10 protein-coding genes are annotated in these 11,900 nt (G+C 71.2%); 5 read left to right on the top strand and 5 right to left on the bottom strand.

Translation table 11 applies throughout. The annotated features are described in order from the left end of the window. Positions 1 to 236 precede the first annotated feature (236 nt). Positions 237 to 2,426, top strand: coding sequence for an MMPL family transporter (locus STRCI_RS00835; protein ID WP_269656819.1), 2,190 nt, complete (start codon positions 237 to 239; stop codon positions 2,424 to 2,426). On the opposite strand, the gene STRCI_RS00830 is transcribed toward STRCI_RS00835, so the two are convergent. Both STRCI_RS00830 and STRCI_RS00825 read right to left on the bottom strand, forming a co-directional pair. Continuing rightward, positions 2,353 to 3,147, bottom strand: a complete 795-nt coding sequence (locus STRCI_RS00830; RefSeq protein WP_269656818.1) for a DUF4440 domain-containing protein — start codon at positions 3,145 to 3,147, stop codon at positions 2,353 to 2,355. The two genes, STRCI_RS00835 and STRCI_RS00830, sit on opposite strands and share 74 nt — an antisense overlap. Continuing rightward, positions 3,089 to 3,994 (bottom strand): helix-turn-helix transcriptional regulator, encoded by a 906-nt coding sequence (locus STRCI_RS00825; RefSeq protein WP_269656817.1) that lies wholly within the window; start codon positions 3,992 to 3,994, stop codon positions 3,089 to 3,091. The genes STRCI_RS00830 and STRCI_RS00825 overlap by 59 nt, the downstream gene beginning before the upstream one ends. Positions 3,995 to 4,134: 140 nt before the next feature. Here STRCI_RS00825 and STRCI_RS00820 point away from each other — a divergent pair, with 140 nt between their 5' ends. Together STRCI_RS00820 and STRCI_RS00815 are read left to right on the top strand one after the other, a co-directional pair. Next, positions 4,135 to 5,430, top strand: a complete 1,296-nt coding sequence (locus STRCI_RS00820; RefSeq protein ID WP_269656816.1) for a PAS domain-containing protein — start codon at positions 4,135 to 4,137, stop codon at positions 5,428 to 5,430. Beyond that, the gene (locus STRCI_RS00815) at positions 5,427 to 5,675 is read left to right on the top strand and encodes a SpoIIE family protein phosphatase (protein ID WP_269656815.1); all 249 of its coding nucleotides are present in this window, start codon (positions 5,427 to 5,429) and stop codon (positions 5,673 to 5,675) included. The genes STRCI_RS00820 and STRCI_RS00815 overlap by 4 nt, the downstream gene beginning before the upstream one ends. Before the next feature lie 66 nt (positions 5,676 to 5,741). Here STRCI_RS00815 and ligA read toward each other — a convergent pair whose 3' ends face one another. From ligA to STRCI_RS00800, 3 genes are all read right to left on the bottom strand, one after another. Then, positions 5,742 to 7,826, bottom strand: a complete 2,085-nt coding sequence (gene ligA, locus STRCI_RS00810; RefSeq protein ID WP_269656814.1) for an NAD-dependent DNA ligase LigA — start codon at positions 7,824 to 7,826, stop codon at positions 5,742 to 5,744. Between the two features lie 204 nt (positions 7,827 to 8,030). After that, positions 8,031 to 8,369, bottom strand: coding sequence for a hypothetical protein (locus tag STRCI_RS00805; protein ID WP_269656813.1), 339 nt, complete (start codon positions 8,367 to 8,369; stop codon positions 8,031 to 8,033). A gap of 26 nt (positions 8,370 to 8,395) precedes the next feature. Further along, on the bottom strand, positions 8,396 to 9,052 hold the full coding sequence (locus tag STRCI_RS00800; protein WP_269656812.1) for a hypothetical protein: 657 nt from the start codon (positions 9,050 to 9,052) through the stop codon (positions 8,396 to 8,398). A gap of 136 nt (positions 9,053 to 9,188) precedes the next feature. Here STRCI_RS00800 and STRCI_RS00795 point away from each other — a divergent pair, with 136 nt between their 5' ends. Beyond that, positions 9,189 to 11,189, top strand: coding sequence for a sensor histidine kinase (locus tag STRCI_RS00795; protein ID WP_269656811.1), 2,001 nt, complete (start codon positions 9,189 to 9,191; stop codon positions 11,187 to 11,189). Next, a complete protein-coding gene (locus tag STRCI_RS00790; protein WP_269664459.1) occupies positions 11,189 to 11,827 on the top strand; it encodes a response regulator transcription factor in 639 nt (212 codons plus the stop codon). Before STRCI_RS00795 ends, STRCI_RS00790 begins: the two co-directional genes overlap by 1 nt. Positions 11,828 to 11,900 lie beyond the last annotated feature (73 nt).

Below are 11,900 nucleotides of genomic sequence, written 5' to 3'. Positions count from 1 at the left end.
GAGCCGCCATCGTATTTGCAGGCCCGAGACGTCGTAACCCGTCGGCAGGCGGATCCGGCTATCCGCCTCCAGGGGGAGGCGCCGCGCTGTTTTCCCCGCCCGGGGCGGGGGTGGCGAACCCCTCCGGCGGCCGGGGACAGCGACGGCCGTGCCGACCACGATGGATCCGCTCACGACTCTCGCCGCCGACGCGCACGGACGTCGGCGGCAGCACTTGGACAGGAGCCAGCGGATCCATGAACCGATTCACCCGACGCCTCGGCAGGGCGAGCGTCCGCCGACCGTGGGTCACTCTCGCCGCCTGGGGGGTCGCCCTGCTTCTGGTGCTGCCCGTCGCCGCAACGGCCGGCGGTTCCTTCGTCGATGACCTGGTCGCTCCGGGCAGCCAGAGCGAGCAGGCGATGGACCTGCTCGAAGAGCGCTTCCCGGAGGCGTCCCGCGGCAGTGCCATGGCCGTCTTCGCAGCACCGGAAGGGCAACGGCTCGAACGCCACCGGACCGCCATCGAAGCGGCCGTCGCACGGATGGCCGAGGTCGAGCACGTCACCATGGTGACCGATCCCTTCCCGGCCGGCACGATCTCGCCCGACGGGCGCATCGGCTTCGCACAGATCACCTTCGATGCGCCCGTGATGAAGGTCGACCCCGGCCAGGTCGACGCGCTGACCCGTGCGGTCGAGCCCCTGCGGGAGGACGGAGTCGTCGCCGAGCTGGGCGGTGACGCGGTGTTCATCAACGCCGAGACACCGACCTCGGGGGCGGAGGCGGCCGGGCTGCTGACCGCACTGATCATCCTGGTGGTCGCGTTCGGCACGATCGTGGCCGCGCTGGTGCCCATAGCGCTCGCCCTGGTCGCCGTCGCCGCGGGCCTGGGCAGCGTCGCCCTGCTGGCCAACGCCATGGACGTCTCCACCGCTGCCCCGACCATCGGCGCCATGATCGGCCTGGGCGTCGGCATCGACTACGCCCTGTACATCATGGCCCGCTACCGCGAGAACCACGCCGCCGGCCAGGACAACCCCACCGCCCTGTCCAACGCCATGGCATCCGCGGGCGCGGCCGTGCTCTTCGCCGGCGGCACCGTCGTCGTGGCGATGGCCGCCCTCGCGCTGACCGGTCTGGGCTTCCTGACCTCGACCGGCCTGAGTGCCTCGCTGGTCGTGCTCTTCGCCGTCGCGACCGCCCTCACCCTCCTGCCGGCCCTGCTGTCGTTGTTGGGGGACCGCATCCACAAGCGGCGCCGCCTGGGCCGTAAGCGCCCGGCCAGGTCCGAGGACAGCGCGTGGTGGCGTTTTGCCCACCGGGTGTCCGGGCGGCCGTGGCCGTATCTGATCGTCGCCTCGGCGGCGCTGCTCGCGCTGGCGGCCCCCGCGCTGCGGATGGAGACGGGCTTCCCCGACGCGGGCGACGACGCGACCACCACCACCCATCGCCGCGCCTACGACCTGCTGGCGGAGGGGTTCGGCCCCGGCGTCAACGCCCCGCTCCTGGTCATCGCCGACCTGCGCAGCCCGGGCGCGGACGCGGGGGACATCCCCGCGCTGTCCCGGCGCATCGCCGCGGACCCCGGTATCGCCACCGTCGGTGAGCCCCAGACGTCCGCGGCCGGGGACACCGTGGTGCTGCCCACGCTGCCCACCACGGCACCCGCGGACGCCGAGACATCCGCGACGCTCGAGCGCATCCGTGACCTGGTCCCGGACAACGTCGCCGTGTCCGGCATGACCGCCATGACCGACGACCTCACCCGGCAACTCACCGACACCCTGCCGGTGTTCGTCGGCGCGATCCTGTTGGCGTCGTTCCTGCTGCTGATGCTGGTGTTCCGCTCCATCGCGATCCCGGTGAAGGCCGTCGTGATGAACCTGCTGTCCATCGGCGGCGCCTACGGCGTCGTGGTCGCCGTCTTCCAATGGGGCTGGCTCGGGCCCCTGTTCAACCTCGACGAGACCATCCCGATCGTCTCGCCCCTGCCGACGATCTTCTTCGCGGTCCTGTTCGGACTGTCGATGGACTACGAGGTGTTCCTGCTCTCGCGGGTTCGGGAGGAGTACGAGCTCACGGGCGACAACAGGGAGTCGGTGGCACGCGGTATCGCGGCCACGGGCCGGGTGATCACCTCCGCCGCGCTGATCATGACGGTGGTGTTCCTCAGCTTCGTCGCCAACCCCTCACCGCTCGTCAAGATGATGGGCCTGGGGCTGGCGACAGCGATCGTGCTCGACGCGACGATCGTCCGGATGGTGCTCGTCCCCGCGGTCATGGCGCTGATGGCCGACGCCACGTGGTGGCTGCCCCGCTGGCTCGACCGCCGACTGCCCCGGGTCAGCGTGGAGAGCGCCGAGGTCCCGCCTAGCCCGGAATCGGACTCAGCTGGGTCAGCGAGCACCGCCAGCGCTCACCGTCCCACACGAACACATCGGTAGCCCACTCGTCGGCGCTGAACGTCTCGCCGCGGAAGACGCCGCTGTTGGTGCCGTGGGTCGTCACCAGCACCGTCGTGTCCGACACCGTCACCACACGCTCGACGTCGAGGTTCATGGTGTCGTGGGTCAGGTCGCCCGCGGCGACCAGCTTGAGGAACTCCGCGCCCGGTGTGATGCCGTTGTCGGCGACGAACACCCAGTCCGGGGTGGCGAAGCGCCCGATCGCCTCGGCGTCGTTGGCCACGATCGCGGCGGCCCACGCGTCGAGCAGGGCGGCGAAGTTCTCGCGATCGGCTTTCGGCGCCGCGCCCTCGCCCCGATAGGTGCCGAAGCTCCAGAGGTTGCCCTCGGTGTCGCGGACGGTGAAGCCGCGTGAGCCGTAGTCCTCATCGACCAGGCCACGGACGATCTCGGCACCTGCGCCGACGGCTCGGTCGAAGAGGGTGTCCGGCTCGTCGCACACGAGATACACCGCGTCATGGCCCGGGGTGCGGCGTCCCCAGGCGGTTTCGTCCTTGGCGGCGCTGCCCAGCATCACGCCACCGCCGAGCGGCCAGCGCAGTTCGGCGTGCTCGACGATCGACGGGTCGTCCTCGCGGGCATAGACCGCGGTCTCCCGGAAGCCGAAGACGTCGGTCAGAAAGGCGATCGCGCCGCGCGCGTCACGGTAGGTGAGGCACGGCCAGACCGCTGCTGTCGTTGTCGTGGTGATTGCGTTCATACGGTGACGATGCCCCCGCGTCACCGGCGCTGTCTTGGACGGATGGAACATCACCCGCGAGCAGTTCGGTCGGCGTGCAGCCGGCCAGCGCCACGAAGTCCCGGTTGAGATGCGACTGGTCGTAGTACCCGCACGCCGCCGCCACCTGGGCGATCGACACGAACGGCGGTGAACGCCGCAGCATCTGCTGGGCCCGCTCGAAGCGCACCACCCGGGCCGCGAGCTTCGGCGTCAGGCCGAACTCGCTGCGGAAGCGACGGGCCAGGTGCTGGCGGCTCCACCCGCTCTCGTCGGCCAGGTCACCGATGGACACCTCGCCACTGGAGGCGACCACCGTCTCCCACGCGAAGCGGAGCTCGGGCGCCGGCGCGCCGTCCCCGGCCAGCCGGCCGAGGACCGCGTCGCAGAGCGCGAAACGGGCCTGCCACCCGGCGGTGTGCTGGAGGCGTTCCCACAGCTCGCGGCCGGTGGACCCGACCACCTCCCCGAGCTCGACGGAGAGGTTCCACAACTCGCCCGCGGGCATGCCGAACAGGGCCCGGCTGCCGAGGGGCGTGAGCTCGATCGCCACGCCCTCCTGGTCGCCGTTGTGGGAGATCAGCGCCGACGTGGCCTGCAGGCCGCTGAGCACGCACCCGTAGTGCTCGGGAGGCTGCGCGGGATCCGTCTGGGCCACTACGTCGATGTCGTCACCGATGCTGACAATGAATGTCATATGTCGGGACGGCAGGCCGCGGTGCAGCCCCGGCGGAAACCCCGTCAGCCGGTAGCCGCAGTAGCTCTCGATGAACGGCCGCAGCGGCGGCATCGGTGCGGCCGTCACCCATTCCTCGCACCGCTCCGCCATGCCGAAAAGTCTACAAGCCGGGCCCCATCGGGCAGCCGGGACCACATGCCGACCGCACCTCATGGGCGTAGCGTCCAGAGAGGGGGCGGGCCCGGGTATGTGCGGAATCCCCGGACCGTGTCCCGAGGGGAGCAGCGGGCATGACCGGTACGGCCGACGCGGCCCCGGACGTCGATGCGCTGGATGCCGCCTTCGCGCGGACAGTGCGTGCGACCGGCGCGTCCATCGGCGCCCTGTACCTGCTCGTACCGGACGAACAACTGCTGTGCCTGGACGTGTTGTGCGGAGCGCCGCTGGAGTTCGCCGCACCGTGGACAAGGGTCGCGCTCGCCGCTCCCGCGCCCGTCGCCGACGCCGTCCGGGAGAACCGCATGGTGTGGGTGAGCGGCCAGGAGGAGATGGCCCGCTCCTACCCGCGCACCGCGATCGCGCTTCCCTACCCGTTGGCGCTGGCCGCCGCGCCGGTCAGCGGGGCACGGCAGTGGGGCTCCCTGCTGCTGATGTGGCCGGCCACCCGGCCGCCGTACATGACCCAGCGGGAGCGGGGCAACATCACGTCCAGTTGTCGGCGGCTGGCCCGGCTGCTGGAGGAGGCCGCCGAATGGGGCGGTGCCGTCCCCCGCCGTGAACAGCCGCGCGTCGTTGCCGTGGGAACCGGCGCCCGCTCCGTGAGCCAGGCGACGGCCGTCACCGGCTTCGTCGAGCGGCTGCCCGGGGGAAGCTGCGCCGTGGACCTGGACGGGCGGCTCACCTACGTCAGTGCCGGGGCCTGCGACCTGCTGGGCCGCGATGCGGACCGGCTGCTGGGCACCCGCCCCTGGCAGTCGCTGCGCCGGCTCGACGATCCCGCCTACGAGGACCGCTACCGTGCCGCGGTGATCACCCGGGAACCCGTGACCTTCACCGCGTGCCGCCCACCGGGCCTGTGGCTGGACTTCCACCTGTACCCGGACGCCAGCGGGATCAGCGCCCGTATCGTGCCCAGCGGTGGGCAGACATCGCCCGCACTGGTGCCCCGCCGGTCCCCGCGCACCGCCACACCGGCCCGCGCCGGTCAGCTGTACCAGCTCATGCATCTGGCCGCCGCGCTGACCGAGGTCGTCGGGGTCCAGGACGTCGTGGATCTGGTCGCCGACCAGATCATGCCCGCCTTCGGAGCCCAGGGCCTGGTCCTGTCCACCGCGAGCGCCGGCCGACTGCGCATCACCGGGCACCGCGGCTACACCTCCGACACCATCAGCCGTCTCGACGGCCTCCCCCTCGACACCCTTCACCCCGGCCGGACAGGCCCTCACCAGCGGCATCCCCGCGTTCTTCGCCGACCCGGAGGAGATGCGGCACACCTACCCCGAGGCGGTGCCGATCAGCGGAAAGGAGGCGTGGGCTTTCCTGCCCCTGATCATCTCCGGCAGACCCGGCCGCCGACTTCCCCGTGACCGAGATCCCCCTCACCGAAGGCACGCTGCTCGCCCTCTACACCGACGGCCTCGTCGAAACACCCGGCGCCGACCTCGCAGGCGCCATCACGCGGCTCGCACAGCACCTGGCCGCCGCCGACGACCAGGATCTGGACCTGCTCATCGACCACCTGCTGGACAAGGCCGACACCAGCGGACAGCGCACCGACGACATCGCGCTGCTCGTGCTGCGTCACGAAACGCACGGCGCGCAGGCGGAGTGACAGCGGAGGCGCGCGACGTCCGCGGCATGGCCCGGTCCGGCCTCGGCGTCCGCCGCGGACCCCGGATCAGTCGAGGAAGTCGGCGATGAGCGCGGCGAATTCGTCCGGTGTGGCCAGGCGGAGCCCGAGGTCCTCGGCCTTGGCGCGCTTGGAACCGGCACCGTCTCCGGCGACGACCAGGGTGGTCTTCTTGGACACGCTGGAGGAGGAACGGCCGCCGGCGCGTTCGATCAGCTCGTTCATCTGGTTGCGGGAGAGCTTCTCCAGGGGGCCGGTCATCGAGCCGGTGACGACGACGGTCATTCCCGCCAGCGGCAGGTCCGCCTCCTGAGCCTCGCTGGAGGTGTCCGAGGCGTCGGTGTCCGCCGCGCGTGGGGTGACGCCGGGTTCGGTCATGTTCACCCCGGCCGCGGCGAGCTTGTCGATGAGCGGGGCGAGTTCGGCCAGCTCGGAGACAATCGACGGGGCCTTCTCGGTGCCGATGCCCTCGACCTGCTGCATCGTTTCCGCATCGGCGGCCCGCACCTGGTCCATGGTGGCGAAGTGGCGGGCGATACGCCGGGACATGGAGCGCCCGGTGCCCCGTACCCCCAGCGCACACAGCACCCGCGACAGCGGCTGGCGCTTGGCGGCGCCCAGCGCGGCGAGGAGGTTGTCGGTGCTGGTCACGCCCATCCGTTCCAGGGCCAGGAGCTGGTCGCGGGTGAGGGTGAAGAGGTCGGCGAGATCGCTGACCAGGCCGGCGTCGACGAGCTGGACGACACGGGTGTGGCCCAGGCCCTCGATGTCGAGCTGGTCGCGGCCGGCGGCGTAGGAAAGGGATGCCACCAGATGGCAGTTGCGGCCGTTCTCGCACCGCCAACGCTGCTCGCTGGTGTCGATGCTCGAACCGCAGCGCGGGCACACCTCGGGGAAGACGATGGGTAGTTCGTCGCCGGTGCGCAGGTGGGCGACGGGGGCTTCGACGCGGGGGATGACATCGCCGGCCCGGTAGACCATGACGTGGTCGCCCAGGCGCAGGTCGCGCCGGGTGATGTCGGCGGGGTTGTGCAGCGTGGCGTAGGTGATGGTGGAGCCGTCGATCTCCACCGGCTCCAGGACGGCGCGCGGGGCGATGATGCCGGTGCGGCCCACGTTCCACTCCACCTCCAGCAGCCGGGTGATCTTCTCCACCGCCGGGAGCTTGTAGGCGATCGCCCAGCGCGGGGCCCGCGACCCGGACCCGGCGGCCTGCTGGTCGGCGGCCAGGTCGGCCTTGATGACGACCCCGTCGATCCCGAACGGCAGCTCGGCGCGCAGTGCCGCGATCTCCTTTACGCGCGCCAGCACTTCCTCGCCCGCGTCGGCGGTGACGCCGGGGACGGCCGTGCTCGCGGTGGTGTTCACCCCCAACTCGGCGGCCCGCGCCATCAGCTCGCTGTGCGCCCGCAGGCCGAGCTGTTCGGTGAGCGCGGGGTCGGTGTCGGGCAGGGGGAGCAGACTGTAGCCGAAGAACGTCATCGGCACGGTGTAGGCACGGTCCTTGGCGCGCAAGGTGCCCGCCGCAGCGTTGCGCGGGTTGGCGAAGGGCTGTCCGCCGTGCTGCGTGCGCACCTCGTTGGCGTGCTCGAACTGGGCCGTCGTCATCAGGACTTCGCCGCGCACCTCCACGCAGACCGGCTCGGACAGCTCGATCGGCAGCCCCTCGATGGTGCCGATCGCGTGCGAGACGTCCTCCCCGGCCGTCCCGTCCCCACGCGTGACGAGCTGTCTGAGGCGGCCGTGGGTGTACCGTGCCGCGATCGCCAGTCCGTCGAGCTTCGGCTCGACGCTGAAGACGGTGACGTCGTGCCCGAGGCGTCGGGCCAGCGAGGCGATCCAGGCGGTGAACTCCTCGGCGGAGAACACGTTGTCCAAGCTGAGCATCGGCACCGTGTGCGGCACGTCCCCCTCGACGGCGCCCCCGGCGACCTTGCCCGTCGGCGAGTCCGGCAGCACCTGCGCGGGATGCTCGGCCTCCCAGTTCGCGATGCCACGCACCAGCCGGTCATAGGCGTCGTCGTCCATGGGCGACGTACCGCCCGCGTAGTACGCGGCCGCGGCCTTCACCGCGTCCTCGACCGCCTGCGCGTAGGCGGCGGCATCCATGATCTCTGCAGCTGGTGTCGTCATGCCCGTCATCTTGCCTGGCACCACTGACATCGGTACGAGGAGCGGGTCGCGGCGGTCGTGATGCGGCCTGGATCAGCGGCCGGGGTCGGACAGCAGACCGGTCAGGAAGACCGTGCGGGAGCGTTCGAGGGCCGCGGCGAAGGACGAGAAGGGGAAGGGGGTGTCGGGTCGGCGGCGTAGACCGCGCGCACGGCCGGTGCCGGATTAGGACCGGCGCGCCGCCAGGACGAGTGCGGTGCGTACGGCGCCCGCCAGGAATCCGAAGGGCAGCGCGAAACCCGCCCAGAAGGCGACCTCGAACGGCAGGAGCGCCAGAGCCAGCGCAATGGCGCCGCGCCGACCTCGCCAAAGGGCCCATCCCATGACGACTTCTCCGAGGCAGACCAGGAGGAACAGACTGAGCAGCGGGACGGTGGTCGTGAGACCCGTGTCCTCGAAAGGTCCGCCGCCGTAGGTGGGAAACTCCAGGAAGGTCCAGACGCGGTCGTGGTCGGCGAGGTACTGGATCGCGTATGCGCACGGCAGGCCGAAACCGAAGCCCACAAGCCATGCGCAACACGCGGCAGCCTTCAGCACTGATCGTTGGCGACTCGGCCGACGCCGGGCTTCCAGGTCATGAGGCCGACCACGACGGCCCAGATCCCGATGAGGGAGGCCAGTGGGAACAGGGCGTCGAAGCGGTCGGTGAAGGCGATCGTGGCGGATGCCAGGGCGAAGGCCAGCCCTCCGACCAGACCGAGGGCGAGAGTCAGCGGGTTGCCGAGGGTGCGTGTGAGGCCGCCGGTGACGGCGAGGGCGGCAACGCTCAGGCCCCACAGCGGATTGGTGAGCGTCTCGTTCCACGTCTGCACGTGGTACAAGAGGGTCTTCTCCCCGTGGGCGATCCCGTCCGCGCCGAGGGCGGCGAACAGGTGCAGGGCCATCCCGGCCGTGGCGACGACGGCGATGACGGAGGCGACGTCGGTCACCCGGGCCATGCCGGAGCCGAGGCCGCCGCGGCGCCGGAAGGCGAGGATCGCGGCCGCGAAGCACACCATCGCGACCAGCATCAGCGCGTGCGAGGGGTACCACATCGAGTCGACCAGCATCTCGTGGAGTTGGTCGACCTTCGACCCCTCACCGTTTCCGGCGGGGTGGATGGCGCCGCCCGCGAAGAAGGCGATGCCGCCCAGCAACAGGAGGGGACCGGGGGACAGTTGGGTTCGGGCCCGAGTCGACGTGCTCATCGTGACTCCTTCGTTCGGGACGAGTCGGTGATCCCACGGTGTCCCTCCCCGACCTTCCGGGGCACGGTGCACACCCTCCATTTCGACCAGGGACAACCCTCATCCGCGAGCGCCGCCGCTGTGCCAGCATGTCCGTATGGCAGCGGCCGCCGAGGCGAACGACCAGGCCCCGCCGACGGTCCGCGAAATCGGAACCGCACTGGTGGCGCTGTTCGTCGCGACCCTCATCGGCTACGGCTGGTACCTCGGCTTCCATCTGGACAATGTGCACAACGGTTTGATCGGCGCTTCCTTCACCACCGTCGGCCTGTACGTCGTACGTGTGCGGCCGAGGCACCCGGAGGGCTGGCTGTTCGTGGCGACCGGCGTGCTGCACGCGATGATGTTCTTCGGCCGCCAGTACGGCCTGTACGACGGCACGACGCCGGCCGGGGCCGCCTGGCTCGGCTGGGTCGGCGTATGGCCGCTGCCGCTGGCGATCGCGCTGGCCGGGTGGACGTTCATGGCATTCCCCGACGGCAAGCTCCCGTCCCCTGGGTGGCGGTTCAGCGTGGTCGTGATGATGGCGGTGGCAGCGGCGCTCGCGGTGATGTCGGCGCTGTGGCCGGTGGAGCACGACCGGATGGGGCTGGCTGCTCCGCACCCGCTGGACGTGCCTGGCGGTGAGACGGCGGACCGCGTCTGGGCGTACGCCCAGTACAGCTACCTGGTCTTCCAAGTGCTGTGGACCGTCGCGCTCGTGGCGCGGATCCGGCGTGCTCGTGGCGACGAGGTACGCCAGTTGCGGTGGCTCGTGTTCGCCGTGGTCACGGCGATCGTGTTGCTGGTGGCCGGGCTGGCGACGTTGGGCAGCCCGCTGCCCGGCCTGCTCGCGGTCCCGCTGATCCCCGTCGCCGCCGGGGCGGCGATCCTGAAGTTCCGGCTGTACGACATCGACCCGGTCATCAACAAGACCCTCGTCGTCGGGGCCATGCTGCTGCTGATCACGGCGGCCTACATGGCGATCGTGGTCGGTGCGGGAGCGGTGGTCCCGGCTGACGAGCGATCACTGGCGCTCGTCACGACGGCCGTCGTCGCGGTCGTGTTCGAGCCGCTGCGCCGACGGGCCCAGCGCCTGGCGGATCGCCTCGTGTACGGGCATCGCGCGACGCCGTACGAAGCGCTGTCCCGCTTGTCGGCCCACCTGGAGGATCCGCCACAGGATCTGTTCGATGCCGTCGCCGCCACGGTGGCAAGTGCCGTCGGCGCCACCGAGGTTGTCGTGTGGGTGGGTGAGGAGCGGCAGTTGGTGCCGCGGGGCCAGTGGCCGGCCGCGGCCGTCGAGGCGGGCCCGGCGACCCTCGCCGGTCTGGGCGGGCCGCGTCGGCTGGTGCGGCCCGTCGTCCACCGGGGCGGGGTGTGCGGGGCGATCACGGTCCGCAAGTCGGTGGGCGGACCGCTCAGCGCCGTGGAGGCCCGGCTGCTGGCGGACCTGATCGCACAGACCGGACTGGTCATCGTGCAGCAGCGACAGGCCCAGGAGATCCAGGCGGCGGCCCGCCGGATCGTCACCGCCGAGGACGCGGCACGGCGGCGCATCGAACGCGACCTCCACGACGGCGCTCAGCAGCGACTGGTCACCCTCGCTCTGGACCTCGGCGCCCTCGCCAGACAGGCGCAGGCCGACGGTGCGCCGCTGGCGGACCGGGTCGAACAAGCGCGGACGCACCTGCTGGAGGCCACCGCCGAACTGCGGGAACTGGCCCGCGGGTTGCACCCGATGGTGCTGGCCCAGTCGGGTCTGGAGCCCGCGCTCGCGGCGCTCGGGGACCGCTCGGCGATCCCGGTGCGACTGCACGTGGCCGACACCGGCCGACTGTCACGCGACGTCGAGGCGACGGCGTACTACGTGGTGAGCGAGGCACTCACCAACGCCGCCCGGCATTCGGGCGCGGACGTGGTCGTCGTGGAGGTGGCACCGGTCGAGGGAGGGCTGTGCGTGGAGGTCACCGACGACGGTCGTGGCGGGGCAAGTCCAGCGCAGGGAACGGGACTTCAGGGGATGGCGGATCGCCTCGCCGCACTCGGGGGCAAGCTCCAGGTGGACAGTCCCGCCGGGGGCGGGACGAGGGTCAAGGCGGTGCTGCCGTGCGAGTGATGGTCGCCGACGACGCGGTTCTCTTCCGGGAGGGGCTGGCCCGTATCCTCGCCGAGGAGGGCTTCGACGTCGTGGGCCAGGCTCGCGACAGCGCCGAGCTGGTCGGCCTTGTCCGCCGCGACCCGCCGGACGTCGTCGTCACCGACCTGCGAATGCCGCCGGGCTTCGCGGACGAGGGTATCGAGGCCGCGGCGGAGATCCGCTCGTTCGCGCCGCGGGTCGGCCTGATACTGCTGTCGCAGTACGTCGAGGTGCATCACGCGCTACGGCTCATGGAGGAGTTCGACGGCGCGGTCGGTTACCTGCTCAAGGACCGGGTGTCCGACCTCGGCGCGTTCGCGGTCGACGTACGACGCGTGGCCGGTGGCGACGTCGTGCTCGACGCCGACCTCGTCGCCCGGCTGGTCGGCCGGCGCCGGGAACGTGATCCACTGGCCGAACTCACCGACCGTGAGCGGGAAGTGCTGTCGCTGATGGCCCAGGGGCTGACCAACGCCGCGTTGTCCGAGGAACTGGTCCTGAGCCCCAAGACCATCGAGGGCTATGTACGAGGCGTCTTCACCAAGCTCGGTCTGGAGCCGAGTGAGCGCGGCCACCGGCGGGTTCAGGCGGTGCTGCACTTCCTGCGCTGCCAGTGAGTCACGTGCCTCGGTATACGTAGCACCCCGATACCTGCATCACTCGACATGGGGCACTGGCGTTCTAGGTTTC

The organism is Streptomyces cinnabarinus, from assembly GCF_027270315.1.
GTDB lineage: Bacteria > Actinomycetota > Actinomycetes > Streptomycetales > Streptomycetaceae > Streptomyces > Streptomyces cinnabarinus.
Note: the sequence above shows the minus strand (reverse complement) of the source record. Positions and strands in the feature narration are given on the sequence as shown.

Excerpts from the sequence above, each read along its gene's own strand:
- STRCI_RS00835 (WP_269656819.1), top strand. The coding sequence starts at position 237 with ATGAACCGATTCACCCGACGCCTCGGCAGGGCGAGCGTCCGCCGACCG.
- STRCI_RS00830 (WP_269656818.1), bottom strand. The coding sequence starts at position 3,147 with ATGAACGCAATCACCACGACAACGACAGCAGCGGTCTGGCCGTGCCTC.
- STRCI_RS00825 (WP_269656817.1), bottom strand. The coding sequence starts at position 3,994 with ATGGCGGAGCGGTGCGAGGAATGGGTGACGGCCGCACCGATGCCGCCG.
- STRCI_RS00820 (WP_269656816.1), top strand. The coding sequence starts at position 4,135 with ATGACCGGTACGGCCGACGCGGCCCCGGACGTCGATGCGCTGGATGCC.
- ligA (WP_269656814.1), bottom strand. The coding sequence starts at position 7,826 with ATGACGACACCAGCTGCAGAGATCATGGATGCCGCCGCCTACGCGCAG.
- STRCI_RS00800 (WP_269656812.1), bottom strand. The coding sequence starts at position 9,052 with ATGAGCACGTCGACTCGGGCCCGAACCCAACTGTCCCCCGGTCCCCTC.
- STRCI_RS00795 (WP_269656811.1), top strand. The coding sequence starts at position 9,189 with ATGGCAGCGGCCGCCGAGGCGAACGACCAGGCCCCGCCGACGGTCCGC.
- STRCI_RS00790 (WP_269664459.1), top strand. The coding sequence starts at position 11,189 with ATGGTCGCCGACGACGCGGTTCTCTTCCGGGAGGGGCTGGCCCGTATC.